The 17,250-nt window shown below is 57.2% G+C and carries 15 protein-coding genes; 11 read left to right on the top strand and 4 right to left on the bottom strand.

Annotated features, from left to right (window positions below):
• The first annotated feature begins 9 nt into the window (after window positions 1–9).
• Window positions 10–1,116, top strand: coding sequence for a DUF294 nucleotidyltransferase-like domain-containing protein (locus tag BW956_RS15525; protein WP_076463954.1), 1,107 nt, complete (start codon window positions 10–12; stop codon window positions 1,114–1,116).
• 99 nt (window positions 1,117–1,215) lie between these two features.
• Window positions 1,216–1,431: a (2Fe-2S)-binding protein gene (locus BW956_RS15520; protein WP_010322740.1), complete on the top strand. Its 216-nt coding sequence runs from the start codon at window positions 1,216–1,218 to the stop codon at window positions 1,429–1,431.
• Here BW956_RS15520 and BW956_RS15515 read toward each other — a convergent pair.
• Genes BW956_RS15515 through BW956_RS15500 form a run of 4 tightly spaced genes read right to left on the bottom strand, consistent with a single transcriptional unit; the run spans window position 1,413 to window position 6,766 of the window.
• A complete protein-coding gene (locus tag BW956_RS15515; protein ID WP_076463951.1) occupies window positions 1,413–4,169 on the bottom strand; it encodes a sensor histidine kinase in 2,757 nt (918 codons plus the stop codon). The genes BW956_RS15520 and BW956_RS15515 overlap by 19 nt on opposite strands.
• Window positions 4,159–4,353: a hypothetical protein gene (locus BW956_RS15510; RefSeq protein WP_076463949.1), complete on the bottom strand. Its 195-nt coding sequence runs from the start codon at window positions 4,351–4,353 to the stop codon at window positions 4,159–4,161. Before BW956_RS15510 ends, BW956_RS15515 begins: the two co-directional genes overlap by 11 nt.
• Window positions 4,350–6,374 (bottom strand): 3'-5' exonuclease, encoded by a 2,025-nt coding sequence (locus BW956_RS15505; RefSeq protein ID WP_076463946.1) that lies wholly within the window; start codon window positions 6,372–6,374, stop codon window positions 4,350–4,352. The genes BW956_RS15510 and BW956_RS15505 overlap by 4 nt, the downstream gene beginning before the upstream one ends.
• 20 nt (window positions 6,375–6,394) lie before the next feature.
• Complete coding sequence (locus BW956_RS15500; RefSeq protein WP_076463943.1) at window positions 6,395–6,766, bottom strand: response regulator transcription factor; 372 nt, start codon at window positions 6,764–6,766, stop codon at window positions 6,395–6,397.
• Window positions 6,767–6,911: 145 nt separating this feature from the next.
• Between BW956_RS15500 and BW956_RS15495 the strand changes: the two genes are divergently transcribed.
• From BW956_RS15495 to pepQ, 9 genes are all read left to right on the top strand, one after another.
• Complete coding sequence (locus BW956_RS15495; RefSeq protein WP_076463940.1) at window positions 6,912–7,655, top strand: spermidine synthase; 744 nt, start codon at window positions 6,912–6,914, stop codon at window positions 7,653–7,655.
• 232 nt (window positions 7,656–7,887) lie between these two features.
• Window positions 7,888–9,444, top strand: coding sequence for an ABC transporter substrate-binding protein (locus BW956_RS15490; protein ID WP_010322746.1), 1,557 nt, complete (start codon window positions 7,888–7,890; stop codon window positions 9,442–9,444).
• Between the two features lie 194 nt (window positions 9,445–9,638).
• Window positions 9,639–10,616: an ABC transporter permease gene (locus BW956_RS15485; RefSeq protein ID WP_010322747.1), complete on the top strand. Its 978-nt coding sequence runs from the start codon at window positions 9,639–9,641 to the stop codon at window positions 10,614–10,616.
• Between the two features lie 12 nt (window positions 10,617–10,628).
• Window positions 10,629–11,609 carry an ABC transporter permease gene (locus BW956_RS15480; protein ID WP_010322748.1) on the top strand — a complete coding sequence of 327 codons (981 nt, stop codon included), beginning with the start codon at window positions 10,629–10,631 and terminating at the stop codon, window positions 11,607–11,609.
• A gap of 4 nt (window positions 11,610–11,613) precedes the next feature.
• Entirely contained in the window at window positions 11,614–12,606 is a 993-nt protein-coding gene (locus BW956_RS15475; protein WP_010322749.1) for an ABC transporter ATP-binding protein, read from the top strand.
• 3 nt (window positions 12,607–12,609) lie between these two features.
• Window positions 12,610–13,641 carry an ABC transporter ATP-binding protein gene (locus tag BW956_RS15470; RefSeq protein WP_076463938.1) on the top strand — a complete coding sequence of 344 codons (1,032 nt, stop codon included), beginning with the start codon at window positions 12,610–12,612 and terminating at the stop codon, window positions 13,639–13,641.
• 26 nt (window positions 13,642–13,667) lie between these two features.
• Window positions 13,668–14,828: a M14 family metallopeptidase gene (locus BW956_RS15465; RefSeq protein WP_083703106.1), complete on the top strand. Its 1,161-nt coding sequence runs from the start codon at window positions 13,668–13,670 to the stop codon at window positions 14,826–14,828.
• Between the two features lie 33 nt (window positions 14,829–14,861).
• Window positions 14,862–15,800 carry a LysR family transcriptional regulator gene (locus tag BW956_RS15460; protein ID WP_076463936.1) on the top strand — a complete coding sequence of 313 codons (939 nt, stop codon included), beginning with the start codon at window positions 14,862–14,864 and terminating at the stop codon, window positions 15,798–15,800.
• A gap of 61 nt (window positions 15,801–15,861) precedes the next feature.
• On the top strand, window positions 15,862–17,160 hold the full coding sequence (gene pepQ / locus BW956_RS15455; protein ID WP_076463934.1) for a Xaa-Pro dipeptidase: 1,299 nt from the start codon (window positions 15,862–15,864) through the stop codon (window positions 17,158–17,160).
• Window positions 17,161–17,250 lie beyond the last annotated feature (90 nt).

Here is a 17,250-nt window from a genome sequence, read left to right as displayed (position 1 = left end):
GGGGGAAGGATGCAAACCCACTGGCGTGAACTGTTTAAAGGGCCAAGACCTGCTGCAAATGTGGCCCGCGTGATGGAGCCGTTACAGTCCCATCTTGCTCCACTGGAGCAGGGGCCCGAACACCGCCCGGACCATCAGCCCGCGCTGGCGCAGCAGTTGCTGGACCTCTCGCTGCCGGCCTGGCTGGTGTCGGCTCTGCTCAGTGACCACAATGACCTCTGCTACCGTCAGGCCATCGAGCAGGCACTGGAGCAGATGCAGGCTCAAGGCTGGGGGCCGCCACCTGTCAGTTTCTGCGTGATCGTGATGGGCTCCGGTGGCCGCCATGAAAGCCTGCTGCATCCGGATCAGGATAACGGTCTGATCCTCGAAGATTACCCACCCGAGCACCACAACGAAATTGATACCTGGTTCCTCAATCTGGCTGAACGCTTTACTGCGACGCTGGATCAGGCTGGTATCCCTTTTTGTCGTGGCGATGTCATGGCATCGCGTCCGCTCTGGCGCAAACCGATCAGTGAGTGGCGAGAGCAGATGCGGCTCTGGATGAGTACGCGGCGGGTCCGGCTGGTGCAGTTGTGCAATATCCTGTTCGACTTCGCTCCCGTCTATGGTGATGAAGCCTTGGCTGAGGCGCTACGTGATGCCATTCTGGAGCAGCGCGCCGAAGCCGGGCTGTTCATGCATGAAATGGCAGAGCTCTTCGATGAAGCACCGGTGGCGCTGGACCGTTTTGATCGTCTGCAGGGGGATGGCCGTGAGGCGCCACACCCTGAAGCCATTAATCTTAAGCGCCAGGGGCTTTTGTCACTCACGGCGGCATTGCGTCTGATGGCACTTATTAAGGGATGCCCTGAAGTCGGTACGCGTGAGCGTCTTCAGTGGCTACATACGCAGAGTCAGCTGAGTGACGATGAACACTGGTGTCTGAGTCGAGCGTTTGAGCATCTGCAGGCGCAGCTTCTGGATGCGCAGCTGCAGGCATGGCATGCCGGTGCAGTGCCGGATAACTGGCTGGACCCGCGCAGCCTGTGTGATGGTGAAAGGCGAGAGTTGCAATGGGATCTGCAACAGATCCGCCGTTTTCAGCGGCGCGTACGACAGATACGAAATTGAATGCGATCAGTTATCATTAGGGTTGTAATGAGAATATGTTTCATTTATATTCGAACCATAAATAAAACCTATTCTCATGATAGTGATGGACGAACAGCCATGATCATCTGTATCTGCAAACGTGTCAGTGACCGAGAAATTCGCCGCCTGGTGGATGAAGGGGCGACTTCATTAGCAGATATCCGCCGGGAAACCGAGTTGGGTACCCAGTGTGGCAAGTGTGCCTGTGAAACCCGCCGTATGGTGCGTGAATTGAACGCCGACCAGGGGCCGCTGGCCGGTCTGGCGAATCTGGCTTACGAACTGACTTCCTGATCTTCCTCCAGTGCCTGTGGCAATGACAGTCGCAGGCACGCACCGCCTAAAACTTCGGGCTCGGCCACCCATAGCCGACCACCCAACTGATTGATAATCCCTCGGCTGATGGGCAATCCAAGCCCGGTACCTTTGGGCCGTTGAGCGGCAACCTGTTGGCCCTGCTGCTGATGTTCAATCTGGTGAAATTTCTCGAATACCTTCTCGCGCTCGGCTTCATCAATGCCGGGGCCGTTGTCCTCTACGCTGACGCTGAACTTATGCTTGTGCTGCTGTAAGCGCAGTAGAACCTGAGGCGTTTCAGGGTCGGCAAACTTGCTAGCGTTGTCGAGCAGGTTGATCAGCACTTGCTGCAGGCGGTCCGGGTCGGCAATGACCGGGCAGGGCGTATCGGGCAGTTCAACATCCAGCTGAACCTGGCGCTGCTCAAACAGCTGTGTCACCGCTTCAACGGCCTGGTGGCCCAGTTGTGACAGGTCGCAGCGTTGCGGCGATAGTGTCATGCGCCCCGATTCCAGCCGTGCCATATCCAGAATTTCTTCAATCAGGCGCGACAGGCGCTCGCTCTCGCGCACGATAATGGTCAGAAAATGCTGGCGCTGTTCCGGGGCCATGTCTTCGCTGTCGTTCAGAATTTCGGCAAAGGCTCGGATGGATGTCAGTGGCGTGCGCAGCTCATGGCTGACCATGGCCAGAAACTCGTCCTTGAGCCGGTCCAGTTCACGCAAACGGTCATTGGCGCCCTTCAGTTCGGTGCCGATGCGGGCCAGCTCGTCGGACTTCTGTTCCAGCCGTCGGTTGTATTCCAGGGTTTGCGAGGTGGTATCGAGAATGCTCAGGATGGATGCCATATCCAGTGCTTCGCCGCGGACCACCGAGTTGATCAGAATACGGGCTGTCGCACTGCCGAGTGCGCCGGTCAGCCCCTGTTCGGCAGCCGCCAGCATGGCCGGCGTCGCGGCAGAGTCAATCTGATCGCCGGTTGGCGCCGGACCCAGCAGGCGTTGGGTAGCGGCTTTACCCAGGTAACGCTGCACCAGCCTGAACAGTTCATAGCGGCTGGCATGGCCCTGCCAGATGGCGGCCATCTCGGCTTCGGGCTTAAGTGCGTTGGTAAAGAGTGCAGCCTGAGTTTGTTCCATATGACTCTGGCGACTGAACAGGGATACACCGATCAACAAACCCAGGTTGGCCAGCATGCTCCAGAACAGCGCATGGGTATAGATATCCCAGCCTTCCAGACCAAACAGAGCATAGGGCTTGAGCCACTCAAGGCCCATCGGCCCCCGCTCGATAAAGTCGGTCTGCATCCAGCCCGACAGGGCAAAGCCGGGAATCAATAGCGTCCAGGCCCACACCAGAATGCCAGCCACCAGACCGGCTGCAGCGCCATTGCGGCTGGCACCGCGCCAGTAGAGCCCCAGCAGAAGCGCAGGTGCGAACTGGGCTGCCGCAGCAAAGGAAACCAGGCCAATGGTAACCAGACTGTAGGCTTCGCCAATCAGAGCATGGTAGAGGTAGCCCAGAATCAGGATGGCGATGATGGCAATGCGACGGATGCCCAGCAGCCAGCCGGACAGGTCGTGTGATTCTTCCAGGTGCAGACGCCGCCAGCGCAGCAGAAGAGGCATTACCAGCTGGTTGCTGACCATGGTCGACAGGGCGATGGTCTCCACGATCATCATGCTGGTCGCGGCAGAAAGGCCACCAATAAACACCAGCAGGGGCAAGGCCTCCAGTCCCGCTGCCAGCGGCAGGGTCAGGACGAAACTGTCCGGCTCGCCGGTGCCGGGTAGTCCCAACAGGCCGGCCAGGGCGATGGGGATGACGAACAGGTTGATCAATAGCAGGTAGAGCGGAAACAGCCAGCAGGCACGGCGCAGGTGCTGTTCGTTTACGTTCTCCACCACCAGTACCTGGAACTGGCGTGGCAGTGTAATAAACGCCAGTGCGGCCAGTACCAGGGTGCCGAACCAGCCCAGTGGGCCACCGGGAATCTGGTCGAGGCCGAAGTGGCGCTCCATCTCCGGCAATAACGCACCGGCCTGAGATAGTAGTGTCGCAGGGCTAGGATAAAGTACAAAGCAAGTAAACACGCCCACTGCGATAAAGGCGAAAAGTTTCACCAGTGACTCGAAGGCGATGGCCGTGACCATGCCTTCGTGGCGCTCGCTGGCATCCAGATGGCGGGTACCGAACAGGATAATGAAAACGGCCAGCACCAGTGCGACCCAGAATGCCTTGTCATTCCAGAAGTCACTCAGGGACAGGTCGGGGGGTGAAAGGTTGGGGTACTCCGTGAGTACGCCATAGCTGACGGTGATCGCTTTCAGCTGTAGTGCGATGTAGGGCATGATCGCTACCACGGCAATCAGTGCCACCAGCATCCCCAGGCCGCTGCTTTTGCCATAACGGGCGCTGATAAAGTCGGCAATGGAGGTAATGCGTTGAGAGCGGGCAATACGCACCATTTTGCGCAGCACCAGCCAGCCACAGAGCATGGCCAGGGTAGGGCCAAGGTAGATCAGCAGGAAACTGAGGCCAGTGGTTGCGGCGCGACCGACACTGCCATAGAACGTCCAGGCGGTGCAGTAAACCGCAATCGACAGGGCATATATGGTCGGTGAGTTGACCAGGGATCGGCCTTGTTCCGCACGACGATCCCCCCAGGCTGCGATGACGAACAGCAGCGCCAGATAACTGAAGGCGATGATGAGCACGACCCAGTTAGTCTGCATCCGGCCGCTCCAGTGTCAGTGCCGCCAATAGAATCACCAGTGCCCAGATCAGGTAAATACTCACCGGCAGGCTTGAGAAGCCCCAGGCGGCCGGGCGGTCAAACAGCAGTAGCAGCGGCGGTGAAAAGAGTGCCAGTGCCAGCAGGCTCAGGGCGACCAGTCGACTTTGCAGGGGCGCTTTCATTGGCTGTGTTCTCCCTTGGCCTGCAGCGCCAGCGCTTCACCCAGTGTGCGCACGCCCCGTGCCTTTAGGCGCGGCAGCAGGCACAGCAGCAGCTCGGCGGTTACCCGGGCATCGCCCAGTGCGGTATGGCGGGTGCCGGGTGGGAACTGGAGTTCAAAGCGCTCCGCCAGGGCGTCGAGCCCGTGTCCGTCCAGAGTCGGATCCAGTGCGCGTGACAGGAACAGGGTATCCAGTACCGGGTTGGTAAACTCGATTGATGGCCCCGCCAGCTGCAGAGCAAGCACATCAAAGGCGGCGTTATGTGCCACCAGCACTGCGTTACCGGCATAACGATGGAAATTCGGTAATACCACCTCCACCGGCGGTGCCTGGGCGACATCTTCATCGGTCAGACCATGGATGGCGGTGCTTGCCTGCGGGATGGACCGGCCCGGATTGACCAGTTGGTCGAAGCTGTCGTCAGCCAGCAGGCGACCATTCAGGATACGGCAACCGGCCAGACTGATAATGCGATCACCGCCGCGCAGATCCAGGCCGGTGGTCTCGGTGTCGAATACTACCAATTCCAGCTGATCCAGAGGTCGGCTGGCCAGGTCCTGATCGGGCGGAGCCAGCTGGGCGATGCTGAAGTCATGAAACTCAGGGCGTGAGCGCACTTTGGCAACCGGAGTCAGGCCACGTGACGATGCGGGCAAAGGCAGGCGCAGCCGTACAGGATCCTCCGGGCGTTCATTGGGGAGTGACCAGAGGTCGGCACCGTGCTGGCTCAATACATCGCTGAATCGTGGCGACAGGGGCTCATCAAACAGGCTTTGTTCCCGCCAGCTCGCCAGCCGGGTTTCAGTGACCGCTTTTCCATGCCAGCAGAGGTCGAGATAGACCCGGCGGTTGCCCAGCAGCAACTCCAGCTCGAACTGGTCAATATTCTGGGCCTGTTTCAGGTTTCGCAACACATGCTCCAGCAGAGCCAGCAAGCTGGGCCCGTCAACCTTGAGCCAGGCGGGAATGCCGATGGGGGTGATCTGGATACTGGCTGGCTTGAGCTTGGCTTGCAGCGCATGGCAGAGGTCGTTGGACCAGGTGTCCTCCAGACGGGCATGCCCCAGCTGATGAGACTCGATCAAGCGGGTCAGGCTATCCAGTGTATGGGCCAGGCCTTCGCTGTCCTGTTCAATCGCCTGTTCAAGGCGGCGGGAAAGATCAGGGTTGTCGCGGCTCTGGATCAGCGCTTCAGTGGCACTGCCGAGGCTGCCGGCATGGCCGCGCAGGCGGGGCAGCAGTTGGCTGAGGCTGTGTTGCCACTGCTGGTCGGCACGCAGGGCAGCAGTGGAATCCTGCAGGGTGATCAGTCGGTGCTGGCTGGCGCCGGCCAGCGCGCGAATCTCACATCTGAGCCAGTGCTGCTCACCGGGTAATAATAAAGGATGGGGGGCACTGTCGGCGTCAAAATGATTAAGGGCGTCCTTGAGGCTGCTGTGGGGCAGAATCTGTGTCAGTGGTCGACCAAGACCAAGCGGGCTGTGTTCGCCCAATAACTCTACGGCGGCCTGATTAAACAGTAGCAGGCGCTGATGTTTATCGCAGATCAGCAGCGGCAGGCTGAGCGATTGCACCAGGCTCTCCAGTTCCTGCTGGGTGCTGGCCGCTTCCTGTGCGCCTTCGGTGCGTGCATCCTTGAGTCGTTGTCGGTCCTGACGCCAGCCATTGCGGACCTGATCAAGATCAGACTGCAATCCGTTCAGCCAGCCGGCCAGAGGGAAGTCGGATTTGGCATCCGGGCTTGCCAGCAGGCGTGCCAGCAATACCTGCAGTTGGCGCAGCGGCGCAAACAGACGCCATTCCAATACCAGTCCCAAAGCCAGCAAAAGTGCGCCAGGCAATAGTCCCAACGTCCAGATCAGCGCCATGGGAACAGGGGGCTGAAGCTGGCTGATCAGCGTCATTGCGAGGCCTATACCGATTACGAATGCGACTCCGGTGAGCAGGAGCCAAATACCAATCAGATTCTGGCGGTTGGGCATGACTCGGTCTCCTGCCAGGATTATGTTGGCGTGTTCAGCAAGGCATCGACACGGCTGACCAGGTCACGAGTGGAGAAGGGTTTGGTGATGTAGTCATTGGCGCCCAGTGCCAGTCCTTTCTCCTTTTCAACCTCACGGCCATGTGCGGTCAGCATGATAACAGGCAATTTCTGTGTGTCCGGCTGTTGGCGCAGCTGCTCCAGCAGATCAAAGCCACTCATGCCCGGCAGGCTGATATCGAGCAGGACCAGGTCCGGGCAGTGTCCGGCGATCAGCACTGCAGCCTGCTCGGCATCCGGCGCGGTTACCACCTTGTATCCCGCTTGCTGCATCAGAAACTCAAGTGACAACAGGATGTTGGGCTCGTCGTCGACAACCAGTACTTCCGGCATGGCGCTTCCCTCGTGACGTGATTCCAGTACGCATCTTTGAGTCTAGTGTGCACCATACAAAAGGGAAACGTCAGCGCCGGCGGCACGACTTTGGTGGCAGGCACAGGCATAATGGCGGCCTTTTGCGGCAGCTCAAGGAATCCAGATGTCATTACCGGGCAAAGAAATCTACCGAGGCCACGACAGCTATGGGGCGGTGCGTGTGCTTGATGACGGTGAAAAACGCTATCTTGCTTTTGGTGATGTGGACGAACAGAGCTGCTGCCTGAAGCATGAGCCGATGATTCCCGAGCATGAATATGTCCGCGCCATGCTACTGGTGCTGCTGTTTGCTGAACCCAAGCAGGTGATCAGCCTCGGGCTGGGTGCCGGGGCGCTCAATACCTGTCTGCACGGGCGCTTTGCTGGCTGTAAGCAGCAGATTGTGGAGCTGCGCCCCGAAGTTGTCGAAGTTGCCTATCGTTTCTTTCAACTGCCCCGTGGCAAGCGCATGCAGATCCACACTTTGGATGCCCTGGAGTTTCTGCAATCCGTTAAAACCCGCAAGGCGGACATTATCTTCAGTGATATCTATGGCGCTGACGGGCTGAATGAAAAACAGCTGGGTGAAGACTATCTGGCCCTCTGTGAAGAGCAACTGAAGCCTGGCGGCTGGCTGGTGTTGAACCTCTGGCGCGACCATGTGGGAGGGCGAACACTGGAGTTGTTGCTGGAACATTTTGGCGTGCTTTACGGCTGCCATACCCAGAGTGGCAACTGGGTCGTTTTTGCAGCGGCAGAGGACCATGGACTGAGCTCCGGGCAATTGGAAAAACGGGCGCGTGAACTGAGTCAGCATCTGGGTTTTTCGCTTTCCTCTTACCTGAAACGGCTCAAAACCTACCCGTAAAACAGCTGGCCTAACCGGCGTCATCTATTTCTGACTTTTCTAAGTTGTTTGTTTTGAAAGGAAAAATAGCGCTATACAGATAACGTATCCCCTGTTTCGTTATTCAAATTGGTAGGGGGGCTGGCTTCCATTAGACTTTTTTTAATGACGGATTAATTAAAAGTCATTTTCCAACGACAACAGGCTGCATCCAATTTGAGATGCTGCAGGGCAATAACAACAGGAAGCCAATATGAACAAAACTGTATCCCTACTGGCGGGTGCCATGATGAGCCTTGGGCTCATGGCGGGCGCGAATGCCGCAACCCTGAAAATGGCCTACGACGCTGACCCTGTCTCCCTTGACCCCCATGAGCAGTTGTCCGGCGGTACCATGCAGCTGGCGCACATGACCTTCGACCCGCTGGTCCGCTGGGATCGCAATCTGGGTTTTGAGCCGCGTCTGGCCGAAAAGTGGGAACGTATTGACGACCTGACCATGCGCTTCCATCTGCGTAAGGGCGTTAAATTCCATTCCGGTAACGACTTTACCGCCAAGGACGTTCTGTTCACCTTCAACCGTCTGCGCACCTCCCCGGACTTCAAGGGTATCTTCGCGCCGTTCGCTGAGCTGAAAGTGATCGATGACTACACCATCGACCTGGTCACCAACAAGCCCTTCCCGCTGGTCCTGAACAACGTAACCTATCTGTTCCCGATGGACAGCGCCTTCTACACCGGTAACGATGCCAATGGCGAACCCAAAGACAAGCTGGTGAAGCACGGCAACTCCTTCGCGTCCCGTCAGCTGTCCGGTACTGGCCCCTACGTGGTCAGTGAGCGCCAGCAGGGTGTACGTGTTGATTTCACCCGTTTCGACAACTACTGGGACACCAACTCCCCGGGTAACGTTGACGAAATCGTACTGACGCCGATCAAGGAAGCCCCGACCCGTGTTGCCGCACTGCTGTCCGGCGATGTTGATTTCATCGCGCCGGTTCCGCCGACCGATCACAAGCGTATCGTCAGCAACGACAAGGTTGATCTGGTGACCATGGGTGGTACCCGTATCATCACCTTCCAGATGAACCAGGAACGTGTTGAAGCCTTCAAGGATGCCCGTGTACGTCAGGCTGTTGCCTACGCCATCAACCAGGAAGGTATCGTCAAGAAAATCATGCGCGGTTTCGCTACCCCTGCCGCACAGATGAGCCCGGAAGGCTACCTTGGTTATAACGAGGCTCTGAAGCCGCGTTATGACCTAAAGAAAGCCAAGCAGCTGATGGAAGAAGCGGGTTACGCCGACGGTTTCACCATCACCATGATGGCGCCGAACAACCGTTACGTGAACGATGAAAAAATCGCTCAGGCGGTGGCGTCCATGCTGGCCAAGATCAACATCACCGTTGATCTGAAAACCATGCCCAAGGCGCAGTACTGGGGTGAGTTCGATGAGCGCGCGGCTGACATGATGATGATCGGCTGGCATGCGGATACAGAAGATTCCAACAACTTCTTCGAATTCCTCACTGCTTGCCCGGATACTGACAGCGGCCTGGGTCAGTACAACTCCGGTAACTACTGTAATCCGGAAGCAGACAAGATGATGCATGAAGCCAACAGTGAAACTGATCCGGCCAAACGTGCAGCCATCATGCAGAAGATCGAACAGATGTTGTACGACGACGCTGCCTACATCCCGCTGCACTGGCAGAACCTGGCATGGGCCGCTCGCAAGGGCGTCAATGTTGAGCCGGTGGTCAACGTGATGAACTTCCCGTACCTGGGTGACCTGGTTATTGAAGAATAACCCCATCCGACAGTGAAACAGGAGCCGGCTTGTGACTGTTCCCTCAACGGTCCAGGTCGGCTTTTTCTGATCCAAGCACGTTTCAAAATGCTGAATGCCGTTGGGGCAGCGGGCCTGCTGTGCCTGTGAAAAGCAGATTGAAACATGAAATACCAAGGCGCAGGGATAGCGACCTCATATAAGGCAGAGAGACCATGATTGCTTTTTTTATAAAACGACTGGCTCAAGCGATAGTGGTGATGTTCGTCATCAGCATTATCAGCTTCTCAATTCAGGATAATCTGGGCGACCCTCTTCGCGAGATGGTTGGTCAGTCGGTATCGGAAGCCGAGCGACAGCAGCTGCGTGATGAGCTGGGCCTGAACGATCCCTTCCTGGTACAGTACGGCCGCTTTGTAAAAAATGCGCTCCAGGGTGACCTGGGTACGTCCTACTTCTTCAAGGAACCGGCGCTGGATGTGATTCTGGCCAAGTTGCCGGCCACACTGGAACTGGTGTTCGGGGCTTCCTTGATCATTATTTTCCTCTCGGTGCCGTTGGGGGTGTATTCCGCCATCAACCCGCAGAGTCTGTTTTCCAAAGCCGTCATGGGGCTGAGTATCGTCGGTATCTCCGTGCCGGTGTTCCTGACCGCGATTGGTCTGATCTACCTCTTCGCCATTGAGCTGAACTGGATGCCATCCTACGGCCGTGGCGAGACCGTCGACATGTTCTGGGGCTGGGAATCCGGCTTCTTTACCGCCGATGGTCTGGCGCACCTGGTGCTGCCCTGCGTATCCCTGGCGTCCATCATGCTGCCGTTGTTCATCCGTTTGATCCGTGCCGAGATGATGGAAGTGCTGCAGTCCGAATATGTGAAATTTGCCTGGGCCAAGGGTTTGAACCCGCGCCGTATTTACTTTTTGCATGCCCTCAAGAACACCATGCTGCCCGTCATTACTGTGGGCGGTGTGCAGATCGGCACCATGGTGGCGTACACCATTCTGACCGAGACCGTGTTCCAGTGGCCGGGCATGGGCTTCCTGTTCCTGGAAGCGATCAACCGCGTAGACACACCGCTGATCGTGGCTTACCTGATTGTGGTAGGGGCGATTTTCGTGATTACCAACACCATTGTTGACCTGGTGTACGGATTGGTGAATCCGACGGTCAATCTGGCTGGCAAGAAATAAGGCGGTATCAGTATGAGCACTACGAATCAGACACCTACACCCAATCCGGTGGCCACGGATATGGATAAAGCCCCCTCCCTGTGGGAGCGTTTCAAGGACAGCCATGTGTGGCACAGCTTTACCCGCGACCGCGTGGCCCAGCTGAGCCTGACCATCTTCATGGGTTACGTGATCATGGCGCTGTTTGCGCCGGTGATTGCTCCCTTTGATCCCTACGATCCGACCCAGATCGACATCATGAACTCCGAGCTGCCGCCGAGCTGGGATGAAGATATGGGCGATGACCAGTTCTGGCTGGGAACGGATGCCCAGGGGCGTGACCTCTGGTCCACCATTCTCTACGGCACCCGCATCTCACTGACCATCGGTATCTGTGCGGTACTGCTGCAGGCGACCATCGGCATCATCATCGGCCTGATCGCCGGCTACCGTGGTGGCCGTGTCGACAGCATTCTGATGCGCTTTGCCGATGTGCAGCTGTCATTCTCCACCATGATGGTGGCCATCGTGGTGCTGGCTGTTTTCCAGGCCAGTTTCGGTACCGAGCTGTATCAGGATCTGGCGATGTTGATGCTGGTGCTTGTCATCGGTATAGCGGAGTGGCCGCAGTACGCCCGTACCATCCGAGCCTCTGTATTGGCCGAGAAGAAGAAGGAATACGTGGATGCTGCCCGCGTGATGGGGCTTGGACAGATCCGCATCATGTTCCGTCACATTCTGCCCAATACACTGTCACCGATTCTGGTTATCTCCACCGTGCAGGTGGCAAACGCCATTATTTCCGAGGCTTCACTGTCGTTCCTGGGGCTGGGGATGCCGGTGTCTCAGCCGTCTCTGGGCTCGCTGATCTCCAGCGGCTTTGAATACATTTTCTCCGGTACCTGGTGGATTACCGTCATTCCGGGTCTGGTGCTGGTTGTACTGGTTCTGGTGATGAACCTGCTGGGCGACTGGCTGCGCGACGTTCTCAACCCGAAACTGTACAAGGGGTAATATCATGGCACTGCTAGAAGTTAGAAACCTCGAAGTCAGTTTCGGTCTGCGCAGCGGCGCTGTTAAGGCGCTGCGCAATATCAACTTCACGCTGGATCGCGGCGAGCGTCTGGGGCTGGTGGGGGAGTCCGGTGCCGGTAAATCCGTGCTGGGTTTCTCCATCCTCAACCTGATTGCCAAGCCGGGCCGTATCACCGGCGGCGAGATTCTGTTTGAAGGCCAGAACCTGGCGTCCATGTCAGATCGTGATCTGCGCTCTATTCGTGGCAACCGCATCTCGATGATCTTCCAGGATCCGATGATGACGCTGAACCCGGTACTGACCATCGGCCAGCAGATGGTCGAGTGTTTGATGGCGCACCGCAAGATCAGCCGTGACAATGCCCGGACCATCGCGGTACAGAAATTGAAACAGGTGCAGATTCCGTCACCGGAAACCCGCATCGATCAGTATCCGCATGAACTCTCGGGCGGTATGCGTCAGCGTGTTGTTATCGCCATCGGCCTGCTGATGGACCCGGATATCATCATAGCCGATGAGCCGACTACTGCACTGGACGTGACCATTCAGGCGGAAATCATGGAGCTGATGGTTGAGCTCTGTGAACGTAATAATGTGGCCTTGATCCTGATTACGCATGATCTGGGCGTAGTGTCCCAGGTAACGCAGAAGGCGATCGTCATGTACGCCGGTCGCGTTATCGAGCAGGGGCCCACACGCGAGATCATTAACGACGCTCAGCATCCCTACACTCAGGGGTTGATGAACGCCTTGCCGCAGATGGCCATTCCGGGACAGCGTTTGAACCAGATTCGTGGTTCCATGCCCGGTTTGCAGAAGATTCCGACGGGCTGTGCCTTTAATCCGCGTTGCGACTACGTGATGGACATCTGTCATCACCAGTTGCCGGGCTACACCGCATCCGGCAACTGTCAGGTTGCCTGCCATATGGTGGCGGAGATGAAGAAGAGCGCACAGGCGTCAGAAGAGGTTTAAGCGATGACTGCACAAGCAAATAATCAGGCAGAATCACTGGTGCAGATCCGCGATCTGTACAAGAAGTTCAACATCTCCGGCGACTTCCTTGATCAGTTGAAGTTCAAGGGTGGCAAAATCGTGCGCGAACAGGAGTTCGTGCATGCCATCAATGGTGTCGACCTGGATATCAAGAAGTGTGAAGCCCTCTGCGTAGTCGGGGAGTCCGGCTGCGGTAAATCCACCGTCGCGCGTACGGTCATGGGCCTGCTGACACCTTCGCAGGGTTCCATCAGTTATCGTGGCGAGCGTATTGACGACCTGGATGACAAGGCGTTGCTGCCGTATCGCAAGAAGATGCAGATGATCTTCCAGAACCCCTATGCGTCATTGAATCCGCGTATGACCATTGCGCAGACGCTGGAAGAGCCGGTGCGCTTGCACAACCCTGACTGGACCCAACAGCAGGTGCGTGACAAGGTGCACGAGGTGATGTTCTCGGTGGGGATTGATCCCAGCTGGGGCGAGCGCTTTGCCCACGAATTCTCCGGTGGTCAGCGTCAGCGTATTAGTATTGCCCGTGCACTGGCGGTCGATCCGGAGTTTATCGTAGCGGATGAGCCGATCTCGGCGCTGGACGTATCCATTCAGGCGCAGGTGCTGAACCTGCTGATGGATGCGCAGGAAAAGCGCAATCTGACCTATCTGTTCATCACCCACGACCTGTCGGTGGTCGAGCATTTCGGTACCCGCGTGGCCGTCATGTATCTGGGCTCTCTGTGTGAGCTGGCGCCGACCAAGACCCTATTCGACAAGCCGCGTCATCCGTACACTCAGGCACTGCTGTCAGCGATTCCGCGTCTGGAAGATGACCGTCCGCCGCACATCAAGCTGCAGGGTGAAGTCCCTACGCCGGTTAACCTGCCTTCGGGTTGCGTGTTCCATGGTCGTTGTCCCTACGCGAATGAACGCTGCAAAAGTGAGATCCCCAAACTCATCACCACAGATGAGGGTGGACAGGTTGCCTGTCATGGGGTCGAAGAAGGTCGCCTGTAAGCGTCTTAACCGAATTAAGGTCAATCATGAGCGTACAGATTCAATCAGCACTGAAAATCAGCAGCCAGTTTGATTCCGGCAATATCGAAGTGCTGGATATGGCCAACCCTCAGGATATCCAGCTGAGCATACGCAAGGATAACCAGTCAGAGTTTTTTCAGTGGTTTCACTTTCGTGTGCAGGGGGCCGACAACCAGCCCCTGAGCCTGCGTATTGTAAACGCTGATCAGGCGGCGTATCTGGATGGCTGGCCCGACTACCGGGCCGTGGCTTCCTATGATCGTGAAACCTGGTTCCGTGTTGATACCAGCTATGAGCAGGGGGAGCTGGTGATTCAGCACACCCCGGCCCAGAACAGCATCTACTTTGCCTATTTCGCTCCCTACAGCTGGGAGCAGCATCTGGATCTGGTGGCGGCGGCCCAGCAGTCGCCCCTGTGTCAGGTATTTGATATCGGCACCACTCTGGATGGGCATGACCTCAACCTGCTGCAGATCCGTTCCGCTGCAGGCGCTGACAAGAAACTGCAGGTCTGGGTCACGGCGCGCCAGCACCCGGGTGAAACCATGGCCGAATGGTGTGCCGAAGGCTTGATCGGTCGTCTGCTGGACCAGGAGGATGCCTTGAGCCAGGCGTTGCTGGAACAGGCGGATTTCTACGTGGTCCCAAATATGAATCCGGATGGATCCATACGGGGGCACCTGCGTACCAATGCCTGTGGCGCCAACCTGAACCGTGAATGGCAAACGCCGACGGCGGAACGCAGTCCTGAAGTGCTGGCAGTGAGAACCCTGATGCAGCAAACCGGTGTGGATCTGTTCCTTGATCTGCACGGGGATGAAGCCCTGCCGTGTAACTTTATTGCCGGGCAGGAAGGCGCCCCGGGGCTTTCCGACTCTATACTGGAGCAGGAAAACCGGTTTAAACGAGACCTGCTGATGGCAAACCCGGATTTCCAGCTGGAGCGCGGCTATCCGCCCGGCAAGTTCGGGCCGGAAACCTTCACCATTGCCGCATTCTGGGCGGGGCGAGAGTTCAATTGCCCATCCATGACGCTGGAAATGCCGTTCAAGGATTATGACCTGCGCCCCGATGCCGACTGCGGCTGGTCGCCTGAACGGTCGATCAAGCTGGGTGAATCCCTTTTGCATCCGCTCTATCACTGGGCGCTTGGCAAGCAGGTTTAATGTCCCGACAGGCTTTGCCAGTGAAGGAGTGTTATGGAAGTTAGATGGCTCGATGACTTCATCGCGTTGGCGCGCACCCGACATTTCTCGCGGGCGGCGGAGGAGCGCAATGTCACCCAGCCAACCCTGAGCCGGCGCATCAAGCTGTTGGAGGAAGAGATGGGCACGACCCTGATCGACCGCAACAGCTTGCCGCTGTCACTGACACCGGCGGGAGAAGTGTTTCTGGCTGGTGCCAAGCAGATGAGTCGTATTGCCCGGGAAACCAAGGCGAACTGCAATGAGATCCGTGAGCAGCAAAGCAACCGGCTGACGCTGGCGACGACCCAGACGCTCTACCTGAGCCTCTATCGCGCTACCCTGTTGCCGTTCTCGGAAGAGCATGACATCCCGATCGATCTCAATCTCAAGTCCACCTCCTGGGTGGGGGCTGATTTCGTTAATGCGTTGGCGCAGGGCGAATGTGATCTGGTGCTCTGCTTCTGGCATCCGCACATGCGAGTGGCTGAAGAGCTGGATGACGAGCGTTTTGAAAGCCTGGTAGTGGCTCAGGAAATGCTGGTGCCCGTCACCGCCAATGATGATACAGGCCAGCCACTGTATACCTTGCCCGGCAAGAAAGGGCAGCCGTTGCCCTACATCGGTTATTACGAAAATGCCTTTATGCGCCCGGTGCTGGATCACTTTATTCAACGGCATGCCCAGTCACCGCAGCTGGTGACCATGAATGAAAACGTCCATTCCGTCAGTGTGAAGGCGATGATCAAAGAAGGCTTTGGTCTGGGCTGGCTGCCAAGGCGACTGGCCAGTAAAAGTCTGGAGCACGGAAGCCTTAGCCTCGCGGGTGGGCGCCATTGGCAGATCCCGCTAGAGGTGCGCTTGTACCGCAACCGACAGAATGTTCAGACCAGTCTGAAAGAGTTCTGGTCGTTGCTGGAGCAGGCGCTGCACGCAGCCACACTCAAAGTGTGATGGCTGTTTCTCCATCCGATTTCATGGCGGTTTTCCACCGCATTAGTACAAGGCTTATGTCATGACTTCAGCGTATTTTTCCCATTTGTCACAGCTTCAGGCACAGACCGAGGCGCTGCTGGCCGCTCAAGGCTATGATCAATTGTTGATCGGTTCCGGTTCGTTGCACACCCATTTTCTGGATGATACCCGTTATCCGTTCCGTCCCAATCCTCACTTTGTGCACTGGGCGTGTTTCTTGACCCAGCATCCGGATTGTTGGCTGCTGGTTCGCCCGAGCCAGAAGCCGCTGCTGTTCTACTATACGCCCAAGGATTTCTGGCACCTGACTCCGGGTTTGCCCGCTGAAGACTGGGCCAAGGGGTTTGAATGGCAAGCCTATGATGACTTTGCCGCTGTTCGCGCCCAGCTGGGTAACACTAAAACGGCCGTTATCAGTGAGCAGGGTGTTGAAGGCGACAATCTGAGCCAAAACCCGAATGCATTGATTCAGGCGATCAACTTCGATCGAGCGGTGAAAACCGAGTGGGAACAACACTGTTTGCGTCAGGCCAACTACCTGGCTGTAAAAGGGCATTGTGCCGCCCAGCATGGTTTTGAGTCCGGTCATAGTGAATATGAAATTCACCAGGCCTACCTGCAGGCGATTGAACATAACGAATCCGATCTGCCCTATGACAATATCGTCGGCCTGAATGAACATGCTGCCGTGCTTCACTACCAGTTCCAGCGGCGTGAGCGCCCGGCAGAGCATCGTACGTTGCTGATCGATGCCGGTGCCCGTTTCAATGGCTATGCGGCTGATATCACCCGTACCCACAGTGATGGCACCGGTCTTTTCACCGAGTTGCTTGAAGCGATGGACCGCCTGCAGCAGCAACTCTGTGCCCAGGTGAGGGCTGGGGCTGACTTCGTTTCACTGCAGCGTCATATGCACTTGCTTTTGGCCGACCTGCTACAGCGGTTTGATATCGTCAATGCCAGTGCCGAACAGCAGTTGGAGCAGGGGATTACGCGCAGCTTCCTGCCGCACGGTCTGGGCCATCTGCTGGGTCTTCAGGTTCACGATGTGGGCGGCTGGCAGCAGGATGCTCAGGGGACGCTGAAACAGCCGCCGGAGGATCATCCCTTCCTGCGCTTGACGCGTACACTTGAAGCTGGCTACGTGATTACCGTTGAGCCCGGTCTATACTTTATTCCGCAGCTGCTGGAGGAACTCAAGGCGGGGCCCGGTGCCCAATCGGTTAACTGGGCGCGTGTAGAGCAGTTGCTGCCCTACGGAGGTATTCGCATTGAGGATAACCTCTGTGTACGTGCCGATGGGCATGAAAACCTGACCCGAGATGGCTTTCACGGCTGAGACATTTGGCCGAAAGGTAAAGCCCGTGACCCATTTTGGCCCGGGCTTTGCATTAAAAGCGCACTATTTTGTTCCATCTGCGTGAGAGTG

The sequence above is a fragment of the Marinobacterium stanieri genome (assembly GCF_900155945.1).
Classification (GTDB): Bacteria; Pseudomonadota; Gammaproteobacteria; order Pseudomonadales; family Balneatricaceae; genus Marinobacterium; species Marinobacterium stanieri.
The sequence above is the reverse complement of the archived record's forward strand: the minus strand, read 5'-3'. Positions and strand labels throughout refer to the sequence as shown.